Here is a 23,417-nt window from a genome sequence, read left to right on the forward strand (position 1 = left end):
CCAAGGCTACTGCTGCATTAAATATTAAATTGCGCAATACTACCTAAGTTTAGAAACCATGAAAAGACCTTTTTGGCGATACGGCTTATTCCAAATCCCTGCAATATTCCTAGCAGCATTTGTGCTGGCGACAGGCATAGCCTATTTGCTCAATCTAGGCTGTGGTAACTTTTGGGTAGCGCTATTCTTTGGCTTGTCTTGGATAGCCTTAGCCTGGGTGCTGATTATACCCCTGGATATACTCTTGCGGTCGGTATTTAAATTTCCGATGTCTTTTGCAGGCAGGTTATCTATTCTACATGCAGTTTTCTGGACAGTTGCAATATCCACCATACTCGCGGCAACTCTACCGTCAATGTGGAATCAATGCATGGCTTTAGATTGGGCACAATGGCGTGCCAATATTTGGAATGAGATGTTTTATTACGATCAAAATACTTCTAGCGCCCCTGTGGGTTCCAGGGCTGAGTTTAGTTTTATCATCAGTGATGATGGCGAAATCTCAGACATTAATATCACTACCTCCACCTCAAACGAACTGGAAAGCTATGTGAGAGCACGTATTGAAAGTCTTCAAGGATCCGACGCCCTTGAATTCATTCCCGATACGCGTCGTAGTGAAGTTCTTTATGAAAGCTCTCTTACGATATGTGAGGCGGGCAGTCAGGGGTGTGGGAAACCAGCCGATGCGAAGGATTATCCGGATCGGGAGATCTTTTAATCACTCATCTAGGTTTACTAACCGGCATCTCGATTAATTGCCTGATAGTCCTATTTCGTACAGGCTAGAGAATAATCAGGCGACCTTAAAGACCTTACGTCAGTAGATTGCTGTTTCGGGCTGATTTTTCTCTGACCCGTAGATTAATACACTACCAATTGCCTTATTTATTGCGAATTCGAGGAGCCTGAAACCCCTGAGATATCCTAGTCATGCTCAATAAGGGTTGCATTTTTCGAGGTGCTCTAACTTCACAGAGGGTAGTACGCAAAATCCCTGCATCTAGCCCAAAACATTGAATCGCCCCTAGCCGAGAATCGCCCCCTTGGATTACTATGCCATCGAGTCCCATCAGCACCGCCCCAGGAGGACACCCCATTGGCCAAGGCCAAATCCCCAAAACGCACGATTATTCTGGTGGTTTTGAATGGCAAGGGAGGCGTGGGCAAAACCACCACCGCCGTTAACCTAGCGGCCATCTATGCCGAAACTCAGTCGGTGCTGTTGGTGGATGCCGATCCCCAAGGGTCTGCCCTGTGGTGGACGAACCGCAGCCCCAACGCTCTAGGGTTTGAGGTCACCCAGGCGAAGGATCCAAGCGACCTCAGCGAGTTGCCCAGCCTGCGCCAGCACGACCTGGTGATTGTGGATACGCCCCCCGCCTTGAATTCAGCGGCCTTGGCAGCGGTGATTCCGGTGGCCGACTATATTTTGCTGCCCACGCCCCCCGCCCCCATGGATTTGGCTGCCCTAATTACTACAGTCAATGAAGCAGTCACCCCTAGGGGGGTAGCCCATCGAGTATTGTTGACAAAAGTAGATTCCCGCAGCTTGGCCGAGGCCCTGGAGGCCCAAAACACACTGCTGGAACTGAATATCCCGGCCTGCAATGCCTTTATCCGCACCTACAAGGCCCACGAACGCGCCGCCCTAGACGGGGTGCCCGTGTTGCAGTGGCGGGGCAAAAACGCCCAAGAAGCCCGGTCAGACTACCACCGAGTGGCGGAAGAAATACAGCGAGACTGGAAGTAACCCTCTGGAAAAGACCATGACCAAGAAAAGCCTCTCCGACCTGTTAAAAGAAGAAGTCAGCAAGGCCGACACGCCGGAAGAGGCTCCTGCGCCATCGGATGCGTCTAGCGAAATCACGGCGACCCCTGAGGCCGAAACCGCCCGTCAGCCCATTCAGAGCCGCCGTAAGACCGCTAGCAGCCGCGCCAAAACTCCCAAAAGTACGCCTGCTAAAAGTGCTGGACGATCTACATCTCAATCTAAGGCTACTGTCCAACCTAGCGATCAACCCATTATTGCGGCCACCCCAGCGGCCACCCTAGCGGCAGGCAGCGCCGATGCGCCCCCTATCGCTATCACGCCTAACGAGACTGCTTCAGCAGAATTAGAGGCCACCCTAGCCGCCGTTCAGCAGGAAAAGGCCGACCTCGAAAAAATTGTGCAGGGGCTTCAGCAAGATCTTGCCGCCCAGCAAACCCGACTGTTTGAACTCACCGACAGCCTCGACCAAGCCCAGGCGGATCTCAAAGCCAAGACAGACGCCCTTCAGCAAACGGAGAAAGCGCTTGCAGAAGCTAAGGCCACCATCTTAAAGCTCTCTGCCCCCACCCCTGCCCCCGTTGCCCCAGCCGCCAGCCGCCCCGCCCCACTCCGTCGCTCTGGGGGAGACATTGTGCCCCGCCAGCCCATCACTAGGCCAGCCCAACCGGGTTACGTCCGTGGTGTTCCCACCTACACGTCCCAGTCTGAGCAACCCAACCCCATGCTTTCCGATGCGGATATTGGCTGGGTCGATTGAGGCCCAGAGAACCCATGGATCCACAACCTTAGCTAGCGTAGATTGAGCCTAAAAAACCCGCCTGTTTCGGTGAATCTCGACCGACGGGCGGGTTATTCATGGGCGGGCTTGAGGGGCCGTATCCATAGACTAGCTGGCGTAAGACTAGCTGGCGTAGTCGAAGAGGGAATCGAGGTAGATTCGATTCACCTCACGACCGCAGTGGCCATTCTGCATCAAAAACAGAGACAGGGCAGCGCAGAAGACCCGATGTTGGCTCCAGTTGGCATGGCTAGCGAGGTAGGTTTGAAGGGCGTCATGGAGTTCTTCAGGAATTTCGGCCAGTAGGCTAACGCGGGTTTCGGTGGTGGAGTTAGGCATCACAGTGGGGTTACCTCCTCAAGGCAAGGTTGATGGGCTGTGGCGAACGGGAAATAGGAAACAGGGTCTAGACTCTCAGGCCACACACGATTACACCTGTGCTGCGGCCCTAGAGTGTCTCTAGGTCAGGGTTTTTAGGCACCGCAAAGCAGCGCCACGCCAACATTGGAGCTTTGTTTTCGAGCCTAACCGACGAAGCGCATCGTCTGCGTATGGCTACCATGTTGGGGCGCATGGTGTTTCCAGTCGCATCATTCTGCCCAACTCCTTCGGGCCTGTCAATCTTGCACAGAAGCCAAACTTGCGCTAAGCCCTAACCCTGATGACGAGAGAATCAGGGTTTTACCCTCCCCCTGCCGTCTGAACCTGTCCCATCGGGTCAAATAGTTTCTCCGCAGCCCCTAACCTGAGGTTTTCCACAGGTTCTCCCCAAAGCCTGAGACGTCGTTTGTTTCTGTGGAAAACTCCAGTTTTTCTGTGGAAAATCTGGGGAAAGCCCTGGGGAAAGTCCTGGGGAATAAAAACTTTTGTAACAAAATCTAGCTCGACGACTTGACAGGTTGGGCGTAAGCTGAATCCATTGTTCTCTCGTGCGACCCTCATGCCTGGGTGAGGATCGCGTTAACCTTTCTTAGACTTCTTCGCGAGGCTGAGATCCACAATGCCATCCATGGGCAAGGCAGGATCGGGGGGCCAGCGCCAAAAGCCAAACCCCCAGGCGGTGAGGCTAAGCAACAGAGCAAGGCCGAAGGTGGTCAGATGGTCTAGTCCGGTTTGGGATTGGCTCCAGGCTAGGTCGCTATGGCCCTGTCCAGCCATAAAGCGGGTCAGTTGTTGGGTCACCCCGGCGGCGGGGAGGGGGGTGCGCAGTTCTGGCAAGGTCACCTGTCGATCCGTCCCCATCAGGGTGAGGCGGTGGCAAAATCGGACGCCCCCTCGCGGATCGTTGTCGCACAGGCTAGAGGTGAGGGAAAAGTCAATCCAGGTGAAGTTTGCTGTTTGCTTGGGAAGCCAGCCTAGCCTACGGCTCCGTTGCACCTGGCAGTGGGGGGCGAGATCCCCCGTTTGGGGAGCCTGACAAGACACGCGAATCCCAGGGCTGGGGCTGGCCCCATAGAGGACAAACACCAAGGCGCATAGCACCGCCACCACAGGAATTCGTCGCGCTGTCCAGGGTGGGAAGGGCATCGTTTAGGGGCTCCAGACCGTGGGGCTAGGGATCAGACCGATCTAGTAATCGAGTTCTTCTTCGTACTCGGTAACTTTTTTCTTCTGGGGAATATTGATGGGAGTGGGGGTGTAGGGTTCTGCGTCGGTTTCCTCAGACCAAGGTTCTTCGTTGACGACTTGGTAGTCGGCATCCTGCACGCCATAGGCGGGGGGGCTGACAGGTTCTTCCCCCCAATTGCTGTCTGGGGTCAGGCTGGCGGCTTGGTAAGTCTCGGCGGCTTGGGAGCGGGCTACGGCCTCCTCCACCATCTCTGGTTCGCCCCAATCGTCATCGCTCCAGCGCTCCTCGGCGGCGGGGGTACGGGCCTTGGAAAAGTCGGCGGGAGCTTGCACCCCGGAGGGCAGTTGGTTGGCCGTGGAAACGGGCATGATGTATTCGCTGTCGCTGGTGCGCTCCCAAGGGGCACTGCCAATGCCCAGGCGTTCCAGGAGACCAACGCTGAGTTGCACCATTTTTTCCTCAGCGCCCTCAAACACAATCAGTCGATCTGGGCCGCTGCTCACTACTTCATCGATGGAAAGCTCGTAGGTGCTGATCACCTGATCGGGAATTTGGGGCAAGCCAAAGGACGCCACCACGATGGTTTCCAGACGACCATTGGTGACATCAAACTTAAACCCCCGTACTCGCCCTAGGGGTTCCCCGGTTTCGGTAATCACTTCGCAGTTCACCAGCGTGCTATAGGGGGCAATGTTCACCTCATCATCGAGGGCGGTGTCGTCATCCACCAAGATGACATCGCCAATTTGGCGAATGCTGCTGAGGGGCATAATTTGCAGCGGAGCTGACACCAAGCTGGACATGATGTTTTCCCGCAGACCCACCGCCACCACTTCACGTTGATCTACATCGACCCAAACCTGACTAACAATGCCCAGCCGTTGGCCAGAACTGCGCGTGATCACTTGGGTACCCAGAAAGTCGGAGCGGAGACGATATTTGTCTAAGGTCATGTCGGGTTTATCTCGTGTGCCGAGAGGCTAGATCACTACGGGAACATTGGGCGCTTATCCAGCCAGCGACCGGTGAAATCCATGCCGTGATGGCGCATTCATTGCACAGATTAGCTTGACTGACCAGCTTGAATCACCAGCTTGACTTACCAGCTTGAATGACTATCTTAAACAGAATCGCCCCATTTTACAGGACGGAAGACCGAACCGCTAGCCAGTTGTTGGGTTGTCTTCCCGGTGGGAGTTGGTTAATGTGTCAGAATGATGGAGACCTCACTGTCCTCTTCCTGAGCCGAGGTTTAGGGTATCGTGCGCACCTACAAGAGCCAGAAGATTGACCACCAGGCTGACTATCCCTGCCCCTGCCGTCGCAGTGGTCGCCTCAACCCCATCACCCTGACCGAAGCCTTTGGCTGTGATCGCTGCCAGCAAATTTTTGTCGTCCAGGAGGATGGCTACGTGATGGAGCAACTCTCCACCCACTATCCCTACAAGCGGGCTTGGCGCTGGACAGGGCAGCAATGGCGGCTAGACCAATCATCCCTGAACTTCAGCTATCCCTCACTGATTGTGATGACGGCCTTTGTCCTCATGGCCTTTTTCCTGCTGTTGGCCGCTATCCAGTCTCCCCAGGGTGTCCAGGCCATTGCCCAGATCCTGATCACCGTGGGGGTGTTCGTCTTTCTGGGGCTGGTGTTTTGGCTAGCCGCTCGACGTTAGTGCCATGGTAACTTTAGGATCCCAGGAAGAACTCAGTGCGGTTGTCGGAGACGTGGCCCAGGCGGGCTATGGGTTGCGTTTGGCGGGTGTGGAAACCCAGAGCCGTCTGCTAGAGGCCATGGCGGATCAGCTTGAAGCCGCCCAAAACGAAATTTTAGAGGCGAATACCCTAGACCTAGAGGCCAGCCTGGAGATGGCTGTACCCGATCTGGTGCTGGACTGGCTGAAGCTCACCCCTGAGCGCCTCCACATCGCCAGTAAAATTCTCAGGCGGTTGGCGTTCCTGGGGGATCCCCGCTGGCTCAATGCCCTGCCCATCAATCGCTGGGCGAAGGCCGCGACGGGCTACAGCCAGGTGGTTCCCCTGGGGGTGGTGGCCTTGGTCTATGAGGCGTTCCCCGAACTGGCGGCCATCATGGCAGGGTTCTGTGTGCGGACGGGCAATGGGCTCATCCTCAAGGGGGGCAACGAAGCCAGCCAAACCAATCAGGCGATTATGGAGGCTCTGCACCGTGCCCTCACCCGCCAGGATCTTCCCGAAGCGACGGTGGTTTCCCTTGCGGACGATTCGGGGGATGCGGCTCGATCTTGGCTACTGCAAGATCCCGGTGTTAACTTGGTGATTCCCTACGGACGGCCCAGCCTCGTGAAGCAGGTGATGCGTCAGGCGGCGGTGCCCGTGCTGCCCACCGCCATGGGCAACTGTTATCTCTACTGGGCGGCCTCTGGCACCTCGTCCACCGTCACTCAAATTGTGCTCGATAGCCACCGGGGCGAACCCGACGCCGTGAATGCGCTGGAGAAGGTGTTGATCCATGCTGGCTGTAGTACCGCCGCTGTCGTCCAACTCTGCCGCGCCCTGTGGGATCATGGTTTCACCGTGCTGGGTGATGAGGCCATGCAAGTAGACATCCCTGATCTATCGCTGGCCACCCCCAAGGATTGGCAGCAGCCCTTTTTGGCCAAGCGGGTTGCCCTGAGTCGGGTAGAGGGTTTAGCCGCCGCCGCCACCTGGATCAACCGCCACAGCAGCGGCCATGCCAACGTCCTCGTCAGTGATACCTACTCCGAAACGGTGCAGTTTCCTCGCCTGGTGAACAGCGCCGTAGTTTACATCAACACCTCTCCCCGGTTTGTGCGCAATCCCTCCCAGGCCGCCGCCATGGCCCTGGGCATGACCACCCAGCAGGGACGGTGTCAGGGGTTTGTGGGGCTCAATGCCTTGCTCACCACCCAGCACGTCCTCCAGGGGCTCGACTAAGGGAAAGCAGATCACCACACTGGTTTGTGGGCGAAGGCCTTCGCCCCATCGGCTAGGGCTCCAGCGCTACCTACAGGCGTCGGTTAAGAGAAAGGAGGGATGCTGGGCCAGTGGATCTGTTCAGAGCGTCGAATCGGTAGGTAAACTCAAACAGGGCTCGTTTTCCCGAACGCTCGGTCTATCTCGATCCACCGCATCTTGTCTTCCCCTCATTATTGAGAAACTTAGGTTATGGCAGTTTCCTCAGGCCCCATTTCAGCGACCCCGAAGCCCATCAAGTTTGGCACCGATGGCTGGCGCGGCATCATCGCCGCCGATTTTACCTTCGAGCGGGTGGCCCAGGTGGCCGCTGTGTCGGCCCACGTTCTCCAGCAGCGCTTTGGGGAAACCACGGGTAGCCGTACCCTTGCCGTAGGCTACGACCGTCGATTCCTGTCTGCCGAATTTGCCCGCACCGCCGCCGAAGCGATTGCCAGCCAGGGGTTTGATGTCATCCTTTCCCAGGACTATGCCCCTACCCCAGCCTTCAGCTTTGCGGCCAAGCACCGCAACCTGCTAGGAGCCATCGTCATCACCGCCAGCCACAACCCGTCCGCCTACTCCGGGCTCAAAATTAAAGGAGCCTTTGGTGGATCGGTTTCCCCAGAGGTGACCCAACAGGTGGAATCTCTGCTGCCCCATCCTCCAGCCCCCCTTGGCCCCAAGGGGCAAATCAGCAGCTTTGATCCCTGGCCCGACTACTGCACAACCCTTCAGGCAGAAGTCGATATTGCCGCTATCCAGGGAGCGATCTCCAGCGGTAAGCTCACGGTCTTTGCGGACGTTATGTACGGATCCGCCTCTGGGGGATTACCCCGGCTGCTCGGATCCGAAAGCGTCCACGAACTCCATCGCCACGCCGACCCGCTGTTTGGGGGCAATCCCCCCGAACCCCTGCCTAAGTACCTAGGCGAACTCCTCAACACGGTGAAAGAGGCGCAAGTCCCCCAGGGTAGCCTGAAGGTGGGGCTGGTGTTTGATGGCGACAGTGACCGTATCGCCGCCGTGGATGGCAACGGCCAGTTTCTCAGTTCTCAAATCCTCATCCCTATCCTTATCGACCACCTCAAATCCCGCCGCAACTACAGTGGCGAAATTGTCAAAACCATCAGCGGGTCGAACCTAATCCCCGCCGTGGCCAAACTCCATGGGTTAGCCCTCCACCAAACCCCCGTAGGCTACAAGTACATCGCCGACCGCATGCAGGAGGCCCAAGTCCTCCTAGGCGGCGAAGAGTCCGGCGGCATTGGCTACGGCTACCACATCCCCGAACGCGATGCCCTGATGTCGGCCCTTTACGTCCTAGAAGCCGTTGTGATGTCAGGACTAGATCTCAGCGACTACTATTGCCAGATCCAGGAAAAAACAGGTTATTTTTCCGAATACGACCGCATCGATCTGCCTCTGGCCAGCATGGAAGTCCAGGCTAAGCTGCTGCACCAACTCGCTACGGATCCCCCCAAGGAAGTCGCGGGCAAAGCCGTGAAAGATATCCTATCCATCGACGGCTATAAGCTCACCCTGGCGGATGATAGCTGGCTACTGATTCGCTTTAGCGGCACCGAGCCTGTCCTACGCCTCTACAGCGAAGCCCAGACCCTAGAGGAGGTGCACAGACATCTGCACTGGGCTAAGGACTGGGCCAACAGCATCTCAGCGTCCTAGGACGTGGCAGCAGATTCCCGACTTCCGGCGCAACCGCTGGTCTCTAGGCAAACAGCTAGGCATGGCCGAGGTGATTGCCGACAGATCTGGAAGATCGGGACGCTGGTCTTTTAATAGCCGATCCTGGCTCCGTTAGCGATTTCGTCAGGCTGCTGAGCTAGACACCAACCGGGCGGTCTTTGACGCCGTTTCGAGTTCCTCGGGGCGTTGGGGACTCTAGATCTGGAATCACGGTGTCTGTAAACCTGAGCGTTGCTAGACCACCCAGATCCAGAATTTGAGGAATCAAATCTTCCCGCCGCACCGCCATCAGGTGTACCCCTTGGCAAATCTGGCGAGCCGCCTGTACCTGCTCTGCGGCAATGTTAACGCCTTCTTGCAGGGGATCCTTCGCTTCGTGAAGCCGCTGAACAATGGTGTCTGGAATTTTTGCCCCTGGCACATTGCGGTTAATGAACTGGGCATTTTTGGCCGACTTCAATAGAAAAATACCCGCTAATACAGGGCGACCGGATCCTGCTGCAATTTCATCCATGAACTTGTGCAGTCGGTCAAAGTCGGTGATGAGCTGGCTTTGAAAGAACGCCGCCCCCGCGTTGACCTTGGCCTCAAATCGACGCTGCAAGCCCGACCAACTGGAGGATTGGGGATCTACCGCTGCCCCAGCAAACAGGTTAAGCGCCCCGTCGGTGAGGGGTTTGCCGTGGCTATCCTCGCCGCTATTCAGTTGGTGAATCAGCCGCAGCAGTCGCACCGATTCTAAATCAAACACAGGCCGAGCATCGGGATGATCCCCTGCTTTTACGGGATCTCCGGTCAGGGCCAGTACGTTACGCAAACCCAGCGCCTGAGCACCCAACAAATCTGCTTGGAGAGCAATGCGGTTGCGATCCCGGCAGGCCACCTGATAGACCGCTTCAACCCCTTCCCGCTGAAGCAGCACCGACGCGGCGAGGGAGGACATCCGCATCACAGCACGGCTGCCATCGGTCACATTCACCGCGTGAACCCGACCCTTCAGGAGTCGCGCCATCTCCAGCATGTGGCTGGGATCACCTCCCTTGGGTGGCATGACTTCAGCCGTCACTAAAAAATCCCCCGCCTGGGCAGCGGATTGAAGACGATAACCTAAGGGTGCAGCAGTCAACCCGATTTCCTCAGTAGCAGTGTCAACATACGTTTGGCTAGTATAGCCTGCGGGTTGTCCCCACAGGAAAGCCGCGATTCACACTGATCCCCGGCCTAGGGGGCAACGGAAAAGCCGAGCGCCTGTTTCACCTTGGACAGGGTGGGGTTTGCCACCGCAGCCGCTTTCTCTTCCCCAGCCTTGAGGATGGATTCTAGGTAGCCCCGATCCGCCATCAGTTCGTTGAATTTTTCCTGAATGGGAGCCAATGCCGCCACAGCGGTTTCGGCTAACAAAGGCTTAAACTGCCCCCAGCCCATCTCCCGACATTCAGCGGCAACTGCTTCTTTGGTTTGGCCTGACAGGATCATGTACAGGCTCAGCAAATTGTGGCATTCCGGGCGATTTGGATCATCAAACCAAAGACCCCGTTCGGGATCCGTTTTAGCCCGCTTGATTTTTTTGGTCATGACGTCTGGTGAATCGGTCAAATCAATCCGGCTCTGTTCAGACGGATCCGACTTCGACATTTTCTTCGTGCCATCGGTGAGGCTCATCACCCTAGCGCCCGCTTCTCGAATCAGCGGTTCTGGCACCTTCAGCACGGGATTTTCTTCGCTGCCGTACTGAAAATTCAGGCGATTGGCAATGTCGCGAGTTAGCTCGAGGTGTTGCTTTTGGTCTTCGCCCACGGGCACCAAATCCGGCTCGTACAGCAAAATATCCGCCGCTTGCAGAACGGGATAATCGAGCAAACCAATACTGACGTTTTCCCCTTGCTTGACAGCCTTTTCCTTGAACTGAATCATCCGCTCTAGCCAGTTTAGGGGCGTAATGCAGTTGAATAACCAGGCCAGTTCCGCGTGGGCCGACAGGTGAGACTGCACGAAAATGGTGGATTTTTCAGGATCAATACCGCAGGCGATGTAGGTTGCGGCCACTTTGTAGGTATTCTCAGCCAACTGCGCCGGATCGTGGGGCACCGTGATCGCGTGAAGATCGGCCATAAACAGAAACGCATCGTACTCATCCTGGAGGTCAACCCAGTTGCGAATCGCCCCGAGATAGTTGCCCAGATGCAAATTACCCGTGGGTTGAATGCCCGAAAGGATGCGCTGTTTGGCCATAGCAATAAAGACGGAGAGCAATGTAAAGACGACCGGGATAGAGCCTTTCTCAGCTAGGCCCTTTACGAATCTACACTACTCCTTGGCCCCCGCCTTGCTGAATCTCCGCAAATTATTTAGATTTATGACAGCAAGAGCATTCCCATCGCAGTCCTTGGGGCTAGGTTTCGCTCCTGTGTGCCCACCCTGCCCAGGTTTTGCCATGACTTCTGCGGATGACGCTTCAACGACTGACTTCGCTACTCGCCTCCAAGCGGCCTTAGATTTAGCCCAATCCGTCGAAACCCACGGCGAAGCCAGCCAAATCATCCAGACCATCATGGCGGATCTACAAGGCCAAAGTCCCGAAGCCATCGCCCTTTTTGCTCAACTGTGGCAAGCCTACATTTCTTCCCAGCGGTCTTCCCAGTTCTGGCAACAAATCTCCGAAGCCGAGAAGAACCTATCGGATCGCCTGAGTGCCAGCCATGTTCAGCTTAAGCAAAACTACCTCCGCCTCATGCAGGAGCAGTAACTTATTCCGCAGTGGATACCGCATCTCAGTTCATCACCATCACCATCACCATCCCAACCAGAACAGCAATTCTCAGTATGACTAGGTTGGCAAATAAAACACCGCTCAGGCTGAGCCTGTCGAAGCCTTTTCACCCTTCGACAGGCTCAGGGTGAACGGCCAATTTGCCAAAATGAGAATTGCTGCAACCAGAATGACCACCTTGACGGTTGCTTGGGGGACTAAAACATCCTGAACCCTGACTGACAAAAGATTCTGCATCGGGCGCGAAAACCGCGCCCCTACAGTGTTGGTTTCATGTAGGGGTCAGGTCTCCTACCCCTCATGTCGGCATCCTGGGGATATTGGTAGGTGTCGCAGTGTTGGTTCCATGTAGGGGTCAGGTCTCCTGACACTTTGACAGACTATGGGTTCCAGCGAGTTTTGTCAGTCAACCAGCCCTGAACCTAAGACATCTCAGCGGCTAAGGCCCTCAACCAATCAATAAAGGCGCTGACATCAGTTTTCATATTCACCCAAACCGCAGGATAGTTTGCCACTAAAGCGGCGACTCGATTGGGGTCAAGTTCAAAGCCGTACAGATTTCTGACAATGTGTCGAAAGCCCAGAAACTCCCTCAAACGAGTGGCGGTTTCTGGCGTTAGGACGGCTGGTCTACCTTCTCGCCGCTCGCTCATGCGATCTAGCAAGCGTTTGTGCCAGTCTGCGCCTGATGGCAGTCCTCCATTGAGCTCTACAGCCACCAACTGCAATATCTTTTCGCAGCCGGTATAGAAATTATGGAGCTTCAGAGCCAGGTTTTCGTAGAATAAATCGCGTCTACTCGGATCCTGATCAATTTCATGCTGCACACGCTGAATGGCCTGCTCTAGCTGGCCTAGACGAGCTAGCTCTCCTTCGATATCCGCCGCCAGCTCACGTATCGCCACGGCATTAATGGCTTTCATCGATATCCACCCCCGTCGCTAGCACTCTGTCGCGGAAATGGGGCGTTAACGCTTCCAGCGGCTTCAGATCAACCCAGCGAGCACTGAAATCATTGACCCTGGCCACGGCCTCAAAATATCGAGCGGGGGGAAGATGGTCTACCGCTAAATCAATATCAGAATCTGGGGTGAAACGACCGCGCACTAACGAGCCAAACACCAGAATGCGCTGCGCCCCAAAGGTTTGCCGCAAGCATTGCGCTATCTGTCGCACCTCCTGCCACGCCTGATCCATCGCCTGCTGTTGTTGTTCTAATTGACTAGCAGACCGTTGCCGCCAGTAGTCGATGTCGCGTTGATCGACCAAGGGTGGTTGAGCGGAATCTTGCCCAGATAACTTTGACCTGGATAAATCGGAGTTCGATAAATCCGTCATCGGATCCTCCTTTTCAGGCTTCAGCGTACAGGCTAATAGTATGCAAGGACGATGGACAGACCTTTTCGACACAGAACCCTTCGGCTAGGCTCCATCATCCATGGGCTACCGAAGGGTTTAAGGTTTGGGTGACAGAACGTTTCCGGCGAACCCAATGACCAAGCGTAACGTTCCAAGGAACGAAAGGCGTTGGTCTACAGCAGGCCCGTGTTGGTGCCTTGGCGACCCGTGGCCAATTCAACTTTAACGATTTTGCCGCCCATTTTTTGGATGCGCTGCTGCTCACGAAACCAGTTTTCGTAGGGCACTAGCTTGGTAAAAAAGGTGTTTTGCAGTTCGCGCTGGGTGCGAATGCGGCTTTGGCTGGGCACGCAGGCCGTAATCTTAAACATGCGCATGGTAAAACGCTCTCCTACTATCTCACTGGACTACAGAATGGACGGTTGGGCTAACCCTACTGAAAAGCCAGAGTCGAAAGCCAATGCTAGGGACACCAGGAAGACAGCACAGCCTAGCCCATTGTCCAAACACTCGCTCCTGACTCTGGCCTGTGACTACCCTATCACCGCATGGGAGAAAGGGATTTGCACCGGGATTGAGGCTTAGCTCAAGCCAGAGCTGATGTAGTCGAAGTACACGCCCATTTCCTTACCAGCGTCAGCGCCCACCAGGCTGGCGGTCACTTCTTTCATGGCTTGGATGGCGTTCACGGTAGCGCCGATGGGCACGCCCAGGGAGTTGTAGGTTTCTTTCAGGCCGTTCAGCACGCGCTCATCCAGGATGGAGGGATCCCCAGCCAGCATGGCGTAGGTGGCGTAACGGAGGTAGTAGTCAAGGTCGCGGATGCAAGCGGCATAGCGACGGGTGGTGTACATGTTGCCACCGGGACGGGTGATGTCGGAGTACAGCAGGGACTTGGCCACAGCTTCCTTCACGATTTCAGCGGCGTTGGCGCTGATGGTGGAGGCGGCACGAACCCGCAGTTCCCCGGTTTGGAAGTAAGCCTTCAGTTTATCCAGGGCGGAGCTGTCCAGGTACTTACCCTGAACGTCGGAGGAATTGATAACAGCGGTAATTGCGTCTTGCATGGGTGAAGCTTCCTTAGAACTGATGTTTTTTCAACAACGAATCGACAATGGGGTGCTAATGCAACTACTGCATTGCGCCGACAACATAGTCGAAGTAGGAGGCGGCTTCAGCAGCATCGTCGCTGGACAGCAGACCAGTTGCCACAGCCTTCATGGAGCGCACGGCTTCAGCCACAGCGGGGATGGGGGTGCCCAGGGAGTTGTACATTTCGCGCACGCCCACCAGACCGATTTCTTCGATGGGGGTCACATCACCAGCGACCACGCCGTAGGTGATTAGACGCAGGTAGTAGTCCATGTCGCGCAGGCAGGTGGCGGTCATTTCTTCGCCGTAGGCGTTGCCACCGGGGGAAACCACGTCAGGACGCTTTTGGAAGAGCTGGTTGCCAGCTTCTTTCACGATGCGCTCGCGGGACTCGGTCAGCACTTGAGCAATGCGCAGACGACGCTCACCAGAGGTCACAAAACCCTTGATGCGATCCAGTTCGCCGGGGCTGAGGTAACGGGCCTCAGCGTCAGCATTCACGATTGACTTCGTGACAATACTCATTGATGGATTCCTCCGAAAGATATAACCAGATGTCTATAAAACTGGCATTGACGGGCCAATGGACTGAGCAAGCGAGGGCACCACCGCAGCACTGTCAAGTTCAGCGAGAATCCTCAAAGGCTCAGTATCCTTCCCGAATCATTGTCAGGGATTGTGATCCCCTTCTTAAAGACAACGCAATATTTTGTAATAGTCTTCCTCAGGTTTCTAAATGCCTGTCCCACTAGGGTTTCAGGCAGGACGATGGAAAATATCACAGACATAACCGCCTAGATTAAGACAATCCGGCGGTCATGCTTAATATTCCGTTGTAAAGCAGGCAGGGATTGGATCCCGAAAGTCCGGTTGATACCCAAGCAAGTCTCAGTAGACTGCAAACTTGCGTTGTAGCCATGTTCTTTGCCCTCACCCCCAGCCCCTCTCCCAGGGGGGAGAGGGGAGCCGGAAGTTTCTCAAAGTCCCTCTCCCCCCTGGGAGAGGGATTTAGGGTGAGGGCCAACTCTAGGGCAAATTATCAGGTTGGGCCTTTAGGGCGCTCTAGCGACGGTAGGGCACGCCCTGTTCGCCAAAGTAGCGCTGGTATTCTGCCGAAGACAGCATCGCTTGGGCAACGGCCAACCGCCCTTGGGCATCAGCCATGGCTTGATACTGCTGGGTTTCCTCACCCTGGGCTAGGTTACGGCCCAGAATTTGCCGCGCCATGATTTCCACCAGTTTGCTTTGGGGGTAGGTATCCACAAAGCGCTGTTGGTAGGCCTCGGAGGTGAGCAGCTCAGCCACGAACCCGCGAACAGTCAGACTGCCCTGGCGTAGAGCCTGTTCAGCTTCAGACAGACGCCAAGCGGTCGGGATTTCGCCGTCGTAGGCCATCATCACCTGGCGATAGATCGCCGTGATCACGTCTTCTGCTTGAGCTACGTCCATATCTGCCGACCAGCGGTATAGGCGGGTCGCAGGCTGCACCGTGGGCAGTTCCAGGGTGGCCGACTGAGTGGCCCGTCCGACCGAAGCGGCGAGGGCCGCTTCTTGGCTGGCTTGGGCGGCCACGGCGTCGGCCATCAGGGGCATATCCGTCACCGGAATCGTAGATTTGGCAGGCTCAAAACTGGGCACCACCAGGTCACGGTTTTGCTTGGTGAGACGGTTGTACAGCCGCTCGGTGTTGGGGAAGTTGGCCGCAGGCAGGGTGGGATAGCGGCGATAGGGCACCGTATCTTCCCCGAAGTTCTCGGCATATTCCGGGGTGTTCAGCATGGCTTTGATAAAGCCACGGATCCCTTCGCTGGCCAGCACCTGGTTGTACTTGCGGATTTCCGCCTGATCTAGGGGAGCCCGACCCAGGAAGTGCTTGGTACCAAACTCAATCACCTGGGTGTTGGGGTAGGGCGCGTAGAACTCCTTGATGTAAAGGCTCGAACAGCCTAGCCCTTCGATAAATTCCTTCAGGGTGATTTCGCCGTTGCCCAGTTTGCTTTCTAGGGCGGTGAATTCGCTCTTGACGATGTAGGGGGCGATGTCCCGCTCGAAGATTTGGCGATAGGCGGCGGCGGTCACCAGCTTCAGATTGGGCTTGTCGGCCAGGGAGGTGAGCTTGAACGCCTTGTTTTGCTGGCGCTGACGGTTCACCCCTTGGCTAATGCGGCGCTGCACATCGGGGATGGAGCGCTCGTCGCCCACAGAACCCAGTTCCACAAAGCGGGGCACGGTGGTGTCGGGAATCGGCATCATGCCCTTCTCGGCCAGGGTGCCCACCCGCATGCTGCGCAGAGCCAAGCCCTTGGGCGTCAGGTAGCGCTCGTAGGGAACGGTGTCTTCACCGAAGGCTTCGGTGTATTCCTGGCTGTCGATGATGGCGTCAACCAAGGCGTAGAAGCCTTTCTTGGCGCAGATATCGAAGTAGGCGTTGGTTTCCTTTCGGCCATAGGTAGGACGACCCAACAGACGACGGTGGATGTATTCCACAGCCTTCATGATGTACAGGGACGACCAGTAGGTCTTACGGAAAGCTTCAGATTTGGCGATGATCCGGATGAATTCCTTCACGGTAATTTCGCCGTTCTCCAGCTTGATTTCCGCCACGTTGGAGCGCTGGCCAGAGTACACCTCGCGACCAAACACCTGACGGTAGGCGGCACTGATCACCGCTTGGGTGGAGCTTTCCGAGAACCGAACGCTGGCCTGGGTATTGCCCGTGCGGGGCACCTGATCCAGCTTGAACACCTTGGCACCCAGGGAACCAGGGTTAAGGCCGCGAGCGGCGGGGTTGCTCAACTGGTTGTTGATGCCAGCCCCACGGTGAATCAAAATCCGGCGAGTATCTTTGTTGAAGAAGGCCGGGGTGGCGCTGACGTTGCGGGTTTCCTTGGGGAAAATCGCCCCAAACTGAATTTCCAGCGGATCGTTGCCGGAACCGTAGGGGTGCTGGTCGGGGAGGGGCTGCTCGTAGGCGGCAAACAGGGTGATGAACTGAGGCTTCTTGCGGAAGGGCGCACTGAAGTTAAACAGTTCAAACTGCGGCCCCCAGTTGCGGCATTCCTGAGCCTCTTGACCCAGACCGCGCAGGTAGGGAACGGTTTCTTCCCCGAAGTAGTCGCCGTATTCCTTGGAGTCCACCAGGGCATCCACCAGGGCGGCTAGGCCACCGCTAGACACGATGGAGAAGTACTTCTGCACCTCTTCGCGAGAGCTGGGCGCACGACCGAGGATATGGCGGAAAGCCAGTTCGAGGGCGCGGCTGTTGATGTAAGGCTCGTAGAAGTTCTTGCGGTACAGAGGAGACTTGGCCAAGCGACGAATGAACTCCTTCATGGAGATTTCGCCGTTCTTCACCTTAGATTCGAGATCGGAGATCGACAGGGAGTAGGCGCGGGTAATGTCGCGCTCAAACACCTGACGATAGGCCGCTTTCACCACGTCATTCTTTTCGATGGCGGAGAGACCGGGCTTCATGGCGTACTTGGGCCGCCGTTCCGCCGCATTGAAGTAAATCTGGGGCAGTTGCAAGCCTTGCAGGTCGCCGGAGGGACGCTGGCGCAGCTTGTCCGAAGGGGTAGGAGCCTTGAACTCGGTCAGCAGCACCTCGAAGTACTGGGACACAATCTCCTTGGCTTCCGCATCGCCGCTGACGTAGCGAATCGAGGCCGCCTTCATGGTCTGAATCGCCACGATGGTCGCCGCCGTGGAGCAGGCATTCTCGATGATTTCCCGCAGACCGCGCACGTTGACGGAAATGATGTTGGGATCCCCCGCCACGATGGCGTAGGTGACATAGCGCAGGAACCAGCTCAGGTCACGCAGAGACTTCTGCATGTTGCTGGGGCCATAGCGAGACACGTTGATGGGCCGGAACCCAGGGGGAATGGGGCCAGAGGGCGTGGTGCTGAACAGGCCGCTGAAGAAACCGCCGCCACCGCTGCTTTCAATAAAGGTTGCGGTGCCGAGCTTGGCCGCTTCCTGGGCATCCAACACGGTACCCGCCCGCGTTTTTTCCAGGGGTTGATCGGCGTCGGGCCGTTCCAGGTAGGCCAACGGTGACCCCCCGGTAAAGATGCGATTGGCCGCCTGGGACACGATCAACTCGGAATAGCGAGTCAGCGTCTCAGCAATCAGCACTCGTTTCAGGCCGGAATTAAAAAAGCCGGACAAATCCTCCAGCTCACCCTTGGCCATGTAGCGGTCTTGTTGCTCAGCTTGGGCAATCGTTGCGACCGGAAGGGTTTGGTAGAGCTGGGGCCGCGCCACGGCACTTCCACCACTTGCTTTAACACTCATGCGTATTCAAAGGCTCCCTATGCGGACAATCACTGCATTTATAAGACTAAGGCGTCCCGGACGCAGGCTTGGAGGCTTGGCCCTAGGGGGGCAAAGAAACTTAACCTACTGGGGGCAAATCCGTTATCGACTGTTTCTAATCAATCTCAACTGATCGACATCAAGCCGAAACAGGTTCGTAACCTAACCTGGATTCAGGTTAAACCGTTTCAGAACCGCAACACAGCTTGTTAAGAACTGTGTAACATCCTGTTCGTGAAAGGTCTTCGGTCATCATAGAGGATGGCCATACCCCCCTGAGAAGACCTCTAAGTTTTGTAACGTTTCGTGATGAATAGCCCTTCCTCCAGCCCGGTTCAATCCGTCAGCGATGCCGTCGCCCGTCTTTACAATACCTACCCCTTCCCCCCTGAACCGATTCTGGATGAACCGCCTCCTGGGTATAACTGGCGCTGGTATTGGCCCACGGTTCACAGCTTTTGTACGGGATTTGCGCCTGCCCAGTCCAAGGTCAGAGTCCTAGACGCAGGCTGCGGTACCGGGGTCAGCACGGAATACCTGGGCCACCTCAACCCCCAGGCCGATGTGTTGGGGATTGACCTCAGCGAAGGCGCATTAGCCACTGCCCAAGAACGATGTCGGCGATCTGGGGCCACCAACGTCCAATTCCGGCACCTCAGTATTTACGACGCCGATCAATTAGAAGGCACCTTTGACTGGATCAACTGCGTCGGCGTGCTACACCACATGCCGGATCCCATTCGCGGCATCCAATCCCTCGCGGCCAAACTGGCCCCCGGTGGGTTTCTCCATGTCTTTGTCTATGCCGCCATTGGTCGCTGGGAGATTTCCCTCATGCAGCGGGCCATTGCGCTGGTGCAGGGGGAACAGCGGGGCGATTACCGAGATGGCGTCAGCGTTGGACGACAGCTTTTCGCCAGCCTACCCGAAGGAAACCGCCTCAAGCAGCGCGAAAAGGATCGCTGGTCGCTGGAAAATCAGCGGGACGAATGCTTTGCCGATATGTACGTCCATCCCCAGGAGGTGGACTACACCCTCGACACCCTGTTTGACCTAATCAGCGCCTCTGGCCTAGAGTTCGTCGGCTTTTCCAATCCCCACATCTGGCAGTTGGATCGACTACTAGGAAGCAACCCCGAACTGCTCCAGCGGGCAAAACAACTTTCCGAGCGAGATCAGTACCGCCTTGTAGAACTTCTGGATCCAGAAATCACCCACTTTGAATGGTTCCTCGCCAAACCGCTGCTGGCCAAGCAGGACTGGCACCAGGACGACGCCCTCCTTGCCGCCCAGGTTCTCCGCAACCCTTGCATGGAGGGCTGGCCCAGCCAAAGCATCTTTGACCACAACTACCAGTTCATCACCCTCTCCCCAGTCGAGTTCGAGGTGTTGTCCGCCTGTGATCGAGCCAGCGACCCGACCGCGACCGATTCGCCGGAGACCAATGCACCGTTGACCGTGGCGGATCTGCTCAGCCGCACCGCTGCCAGCCTAGACGACCTGCGGCAAATGCAGCAAAAACAGCTCATCCTGTTACAGCCGTCACAGCTTTCCCCCTAGCTTTGCCTAAGAATCATGGATTTCCTCGGCGGAGCGTCTATATAAGTATTATTGCCGTGATATGATCTCCCATGGCCTGAAACAACGGGCCAAACCCCTTGACGGCTAAGGATTAGTGCTTTCGTGGCCTCCACTTCCTCCGAGCAAACCAGTGATGCGGTTCCGGTGACAGACAGCTCAGCCGAGGAGTCGATGCTTCCCCCTCCGGTCGATGCCGCGATGGGAGAATATTACCGACTCCAGCAAAATCTGCTGATTTGTACTGTTGCCTTTAGTGCCGTCATCTTTTTCTGTGTCTGGCTCGCCTACTCCTTGCCCATTGCTCTGAATTATTTAATTGGAGCGTGCGGTGGTGTGGTTTACTTGAGGATGTTGGCAAAAAACGTTGCCAACCTTGGGCGTGGGCAGGCAAAAATCGGTAGCGGTCGCCTCGCGATTGTCATCGGGTTAATTCTCGTCGCGTCGCAGTGGCAACAGCTTCAGATTGTTCCGGTTTTTCTAGGTTTTTTGACCTATAAAGCCGCCCTCATTGCCTACACACTTTGGACAGCGGTTTTACCGAATCAGTCTTAAGCATGGGGCCGCCTAGGCTTTCAAAATTTTCCGAATTCTCGGAAAGTACGAATCAGTTTGGTAAAGATGGCGCTGGGTATGGTTATGTTTTATCCCTCAACTCTGGCAGAGTTAGAAGTTGGTCAGCATCTTTACTGGCAAATTGGTAATCTCAAACTCCATGGTCAGGTCTTCCTAACCTCATGGTTTGTGATTGGTTTGTTGGTACTGGTGTCAGTGTTAGCCACTCGCAATGTTCAGCGGGTACCTTCCGGGCTACAAAACCTGATGGAATACGCCCTAGAGTTCATCCGAGATTTGGCCAAAAACCAAATTGGAGAAAAGGAGTATCGCCCTTGGGTTCCTTTCGTTGGTACGCTGTTCCTGTTCATTTTTGTCTCGAACTGGTCAGGGGCGCTGGTGCCTTGGAAGCTCATCCATTTGCCCTCCGGTGAATTGGCCGCTCCCACCAACGACATCAACACCACCGTTGCCCTAGCCCTACTCACTTCTCTGGCCTATTTCTACGCCGGATTTAGCAATCGTGGTCTGGGATACTTTGCCAAATACATTGAGCCGACCCCGATCCTTTTGCCCATCAACATTTTAGAAGATTTCACCAAGCCCCTTTCCCTAAGCTTCCGTCTATTTGGGAACATCCTCGCTGACGAATTGGTGGTGGCTGTGCTGGTTCTCCTGGTACCTCTCTTCGTACCGTTGCCAGTGATGATCCTTGGGTTGTTTACTAGTGCCATTCAGGCGCTGATCTTTGCAACCCTAGCGGCAGCCTACATCGGTGAGGCCATTGAGGGGCACGGTGGCGAAGAGCATGAGTGACCTTGAAAGAGGCATTCAGAATCCGCTGGCTGATGGGTCAGGTGCCATCATCAGCAGAGTGGCTTAGAGGGCCGCAAGACAAAAGACGCTAAGTCAGCGTTCTTTATACCTGATTCGCTTGTTGTAGATTGTCAAAATCGAGGTAACGACATGGATCCTATTATCGCAGGCGCTTCCGTAATCGCTGCTGCTCTAGCGGTTGGTCTGGCAGCCATTGGCCCTGGTATCGGTCAAGGTAATGCTGCTGGTCAAGCTGTGGAAGGTATTGCCCGTCAGCCCGAAGCTGAAGGCAAAATTCGCGGTACCCTTCTGCTCAGCTTGGCTTTCATGGAAGCACTGACCATCTACGGTCTGGTGGTGGCGCTCGTGCTGCTCTTTGCTAACCCCTTCAGCTAAATCAAAGGGCCGGGGTGGGGATTGCTTCCCTTCCCCCCCCTTTGATTCGGAGGATCACTCTAGAGAATTAGTTAGTGTAGTCGGGTTGTCAGGCTCGACATAATGCAGGGGATGAAGAGGCATGATTCATTCAGTTTGGTTTTTGGCTGTGGAAGCCGCCGAAGAAGCAAGTGGGGGTCTGTTTGATCTAGATGCCACTCTGCCTCTTATGGCCGTGCAGTTTGTGCTGTTAGCGGTCATTCTCAATGCCTTGTTCTACAAGCCGTTAGGGAAAGCCATCGACGAGCGTGATGGCTACATTCGCAGCAACAAAGTGGATGCTGCTGAGCGCCTTGCTAAGGCCGAGCAGATTGCCAAGGCCTACCAGCAAGAACTCGCCGAAACCCGTCGCCAGTCTCAAGCGGTTATTGCGACGGCCCAAGAGGAAGCTCAGAAGTTAGCGGCTCAGAGCATGGCGGAAGCTCAGCAGGAAGCCCAGGCTCAGCGGGAGCAAGTTCAGCGGGAGTTGGACGAGCAAAAGCACCAAGCCTTAACCTCCTTAGAGCAGCAGGTAGACGGCCTTAGCCGTCAAATTTTGGATAAATTACTCAGTTCTGCATCCTAGGACGATCTGGGGCTGATCTGGGGCAATGGTAAGCACGATGCCAGCGTCGTTGACGGAAAGAGAAATATGACTATTGGTTGGTTTCTAGCCGCAGAAGAGGGAGGGTTGGGTCTTAATTTCGATATCCTTGAGACCAACCTGATAAATTTAGCCATCATTATTGGCGTTCTGTTTTATTTTGGCAGCAAGTTTCTGGGTAAAACCCTTTCCACCCGCCAAACTGCCATCGCCGAGGCTATCGCCGAGGCCGAGCAGCGTAAGCAGGAAGCCGCCATGGCCCTAGCCGAGCAGCAGCAAAAGCTGGCCCAGGCCAAGGAAGAGGCCCAGAAAATTCTCGCCGATGCCGAGCAGGCCGCCACCCGCACCAAGGAGGCTATTTTGGCCCAGGCCCAGGTGGATGTCGAGCGGATGCGGGCTAGTGCCGCTCAAGACTTGAGTTCCCAGGAAACCAAGGTGATGCGGGAGTTGCAGCAGCGCATTGCCGCCCTGGCCCTGGAAAAAGCGGAGAGCGAACTACCCCATCGCCTCAATGATGATATTCAACGACGTCTGGTAGATGCCAGCATTGCCATGCTAGGAGGAGGTCAGTCATGAAAGACGGTACAGCAACGTCCGAGATCGCGCTGCCCTACGCTAAGGCGCTGATGGATATTGCCAAGAATAATGGTGTTGTCGATCCCGTAGGGGCTGAGGTCGCCAGCTTGCTAGAGATGCTACGCAGTTCCGAGGAATTGGTTCAGTTTTTAGGCAGTCCCCTGATTGATCCAGAGGCCAAGAAGGGTACCCTGCGTCAGTTGGCAGAAGGCCAAGTCAATCCTGCGGTGCTGACGGTGCTACTCCTGCTGGTGGATCGCAACCGCATCATGTATCTGGAAAGCGTCCTGGAACAGTACCAGGTTCTGTTGCGTGAACTGAAGCAGACGGTGCTGGCGGATGTGGTGTCGGCGGTGCCCCTGTCCGAGGATCAAACGGCCACCATTCGAGATCGGGTGGCGGCCATGTCCGGCGCTCAAAATGTGGAGCTGTCGGTTCAGGTAGATCCTAGCCTCCTCGGTGGGCTGATCGTGAAGGTGGGGTCTCAGGTGATTGACGCTAGCCTGCGCGGACAGCTTCGTCGGATTGGAATGCAGTTGGCAACAGCGGCCTAGT

At 55.9% G+C, this 23,417-nt stretch carries 25 protein-coding genes; 14 read left to right on the forward strand and 11 right to left on the reverse strand.

The genetic code is table 11. The annotated features are described in order from the left end of the window. Nucleotides 1-58 precede the first annotated feature (58 nt). The 3 genes from H6G62_RS02405 (at nt 59) to H6G62_RS02415 (ending at nt 2,531) form a co-directional block, all read left to right on the forward strand. Entirely contained in the window at nt 59-721 is a 663-nt protein-coding gene (locus tag H6G62_RS02405; RefSeq protein WP_190492520.1) for a hypothetical protein, read from the forward strand. A gap of 378 nt (nt 722-1,099) precedes the next feature. After that, complete coding sequence (locus H6G62_RS02410) at nt 1,100-1,753, forward strand: ParA family protein (RefSeq protein WP_199324681.1); 654 nt, start codon at nt 1,100-1,102, stop codon at nt 1,751-1,753. Between the two features lie 16 nt (nt 1,754-1,769). Continuing rightward, nucleotides 1,770-2,531 (forward strand): hypothetical protein, encoded by a 762-nt coding sequence (locus H6G62_RS02415; protein ID WP_190492521.1) that lies wholly within the window; start codon nt 1,770-1,772, stop codon nt 2,529-2,531. 144 nt (nt 2,532-2,675) lie between these two features. On the opposite strand, the gene H6G62_RS02420 is transcribed toward H6G62_RS02415, so the two are convergent. The 3 genes from H6G62_RS02420 to H6G62_RS02430 form a co-directional block, all read right to left on the reverse strand. Next, entirely contained in the window at nt 2,676-2,891 is a 216-nt protein-coding gene (locus H6G62_RS02420) for a DUF2811 domain-containing protein (protein WP_190492522.1), read from the reverse strand. A 621-nt stretch (nt 2,892-3,512) separates the two neighbouring features. Next, nucleotides 3,513-4,079 (reverse strand): hypothetical protein, encoded by a 567-nt coding sequence (locus H6G62_RS02425; RefSeq protein WP_190492523.1) that lies wholly within the window; start codon nt 4,077-4,079, stop codon nt 3,513-3,515. 42 nt (nt 4,080-4,121) lie between these two features. Then, complete coding sequence (locus H6G62_RS02430) at nt 4,122-5,075, reverse strand: PRC-barrel domain-containing protein (RefSeq protein ID WP_190492524.1); 954 nt, start codon at nt 5,073-5,075, stop codon at nt 4,122-4,124. A 309-nt stretch (nt 5,076-5,384) separates the two neighbouring features. Between H6G62_RS02430 and H6G62_RS02435 the strand changes: the two genes are divergently transcribed. The 3 genes from H6G62_RS02435 (at nt 5,385) to H6G62_RS02445 (ending at nt 8,760) form a co-directional block, all read left to right on the forward strand. Continuing rightward, a complete protein-coding gene (locus H6G62_RS02435) occupies nt 5,385-5,795 on the forward strand; it encodes a hypothetical protein (RefSeq protein ID WP_190492525.1) in 411 nt (136 codons plus the stop codon). Between the two features lie 4 nt (nt 5,796-5,799). Then, a complete protein-coding gene (locus H6G62_RS02440) occupies nt 5,800-7,056 on the forward strand; it encodes an aldehyde dehydrogenase family protein (protein WP_190492526.1) in 1,257 nt (418 codons plus the stop codon). Between the two features lie 231 nt (nt 7,057-7,287). Continuing rightward, complete coding sequence (locus tag H6G62_RS02445; protein ID WP_190492527.1) at nt 7,288-8,760, forward strand: phosphoglucomutase/phosphomannomutase family protein; 1,473 nt, start codon at nt 7,288-7,290, stop codon at nt 8,758-8,760. Between the two features lie 157 nt (nt 8,761-8,917). Here the strand turns inward: H6G62_RS02445 and H6G62_RS02450 are convergent, their stop codons facing one another. Both H6G62_RS02450 and trpS read right to left on the reverse strand, forming a co-directional pair. Beyond that, nucleotides 8,918-9,907: a methylenetetrahydrofolate reductase gene (locus H6G62_RS02450; protein ID WP_190492528.1), complete on the reverse strand. Its 990-nt coding sequence runs from the start codon at nt 9,905-9,907 to the stop codon at nt 8,918-8,920. A 95-nt stretch (nt 9,908-10,002) separates the two neighbouring features. Further along, entirely contained in the window at nt 10,003-11,013 is a 1,011-nt protein-coding gene (gene trpS, locus H6G62_RS02455) for a tryptophan--tRNA ligase (protein WP_190492564.1), read from the reverse strand. Between the two features lie 202 nt (nt 11,014-11,215). On the opposite strand from trpS, the gene H6G62_RS02460 reads away from it, so the two are divergent. Next, complete coding sequence (locus tag H6G62_RS02460) at nt 11,216-11,527, forward strand: hypothetical protein (RefSeq protein ID WP_190492529.1); 312 nt, start codon at nt 11,216-11,218, stop codon at nt 11,525-11,527. Nucleotides 11,528-11,973: 446 nt separating this feature from the next. Here the strand turns inward: H6G62_RS02460 and H6G62_RS02465 are convergent, their stop codons facing one another. The 6 genes from H6G62_RS02465 to H6G62_RS02490 form a co-directional block, all read right to left on the reverse strand. After that, nucleotides 11,974-12,474 carry a hypothetical protein gene (locus H6G62_RS02465; protein ID WP_190492530.1) on the reverse strand — a complete coding sequence of 167 codons (501 nt, stop codon included), beginning with the start codon at nt 12,472-12,474 and terminating at the stop codon, nt 11,974-11,976. After that, nucleotides 12,461-12,889 carry a nucleotidyltransferase domain-containing protein gene (locus H6G62_RS02470; RefSeq protein WP_190492531.1) on the reverse strand — a complete coding sequence of 143 codons (429 nt, stop codon included), beginning with the start codon at nt 12,887-12,889 and terminating at the stop codon, nt 12,461-12,463. Before H6G62_RS02470 ends, H6G62_RS02465 begins: the two co-directional genes overlap by 14 nt. A 194-nt stretch (nt 12,890-13,083) precedes the next feature. After that, a complete protein-coding gene (locus tag H6G62_RS02475; protein WP_190492532.1) occupies nt 13,084-13,287 on the reverse strand; it encodes a phycobilisome linker polypeptide in 204 nt (67 codons plus the stop codon). 204 nt (nt 13,288-13,491) lie between these two features. Next, a complete protein-coding gene (apcB, locus tag H6G62_RS02480; RefSeq protein ID WP_190492533.1) occupies nt 13,492-13,977 on the reverse strand; it encodes an allophycocyanin subunit beta in 486 nt (161 codons plus the stop codon). Between the two features lie 64 nt (nt 13,978-14,041). Then, a complete protein-coding gene (apcA, locus tag H6G62_RS02485; RefSeq protein ID WP_035986290.1) occupies nt 14,042-14,527 on the reverse strand; it encodes an allophycocyanin subunit alpha in 486 nt (161 codons plus the stop codon). Nucleotides 14,528-15,064: 537 nt separating this feature from the next. Further along, nucleotides 15,065-18,298 carry a phycobilisome rod-core linker polypeptide gene (locus tag H6G62_RS02490; protein ID WP_190492534.1) on the reverse strand — a complete coding sequence of 1,078 codons (3,234 nt, stop codon included), beginning with the start codon at nt 18,296-18,298 and terminating at the stop codon, nt 15,065-15,067. A gap of 330 nt (nt 18,299-18,628) precedes the next feature. Between H6G62_RS02490 and H6G62_RS02495 the strand changes: the two genes are divergently transcribed. The 7 genes from H6G62_RS02495 to atpH all read left to right on the forward strand — a co-directional run bounded on the left by H6G62_RS02495 (nt 18,629) and on the right by atpH (nt 23,416). Beyond that, on the forward strand, nt 18,629-19,879 hold the full coding sequence (locus H6G62_RS02495) for a class I SAM-dependent methyltransferase (RefSeq protein ID WP_190492535.1): 1,251 nt from the start codon (nt 18,629-18,631) through the stop codon (nt 19,877-19,879). Nucleotides 19,880-20,002: 123 nt separating this feature from the next. Continuing rightward, nucleotides 20,003-20,452 carry an ATP synthase subunit I gene (locus tag H6G62_RS02500; RefSeq protein WP_347239272.1) on the forward strand — a complete coding sequence of 150 codons (450 nt, stop codon included), beginning with the start codon at nt 20,003-20,005 and terminating at the stop codon, nt 20,450-20,452. 78 nt (nt 20,453-20,530) lie between these two features. Beyond that, the gene (gene atpB / locus H6G62_RS02505) at nt 20,531-21,268 is read left to right on the forward strand and encodes a F0F1 ATP synthase subunit A (RefSeq protein ID WP_198807239.1); all 738 of its coding nucleotides are present in this window, start codon (nt 20,531-20,533) and stop codon (nt 21,266-21,268) included. Between the two features lie 150 nt (nt 21,269-21,418). Further along, entirely contained in the window at nt 21,419-21,664 is a 246-nt protein-coding gene (gene atpE, locus H6G62_RS02510) for an ATP synthase F0 subunit C (RefSeq protein ID WP_190492537.1), read from the forward strand. A 121-nt stretch (nt 21,665-21,785) separates the two neighbouring features. Then, nucleotides 21,786-22,268: a F0F1 ATP synthase subunit B' gene (locus tag H6G62_RS02515; protein WP_190492538.1), complete on the forward strand. Its 483-nt coding sequence runs from the start codon at nt 21,786-21,788 to the stop codon at nt 22,266-22,268. Nucleotides 22,269-22,334: 66 nt separating this feature from the next. After that, complete coding sequence (locus tag H6G62_RS02520; protein ID WP_190492539.1) at nt 22,335-22,862, forward strand: F0F1 ATP synthase subunit B; 528 nt, start codon at nt 22,335-22,337, stop codon at nt 22,860-22,862. Next, nucleotides 22,859-23,416 carry an ATP synthase F1 subunit delta gene (gene atpH / locus H6G62_RS02525; protein ID WP_190492540.1) on the forward strand — a complete coding sequence of 186 codons (558 nt, stop codon included), beginning with the start codon at nt 22,859-22,861 and terminating at the stop codon, nt 23,414-23,416. Before H6G62_RS02520 ends, atpH begins: the two co-directional genes overlap by 4 nt. Nucleotide 23,417 lies beyond the last annotated feature (1 nt).

The organism is Phormidium sp. FACHB-1136 (assembly GCF_014697375.1).
In the GTDB taxonomy this organism is placed as follows: domain Bacteria; phylum Cyanobacteriota; class Cyanobacteriia; order Phormidesmidales; family Phormidesmidaceae; genus Nodosilinea.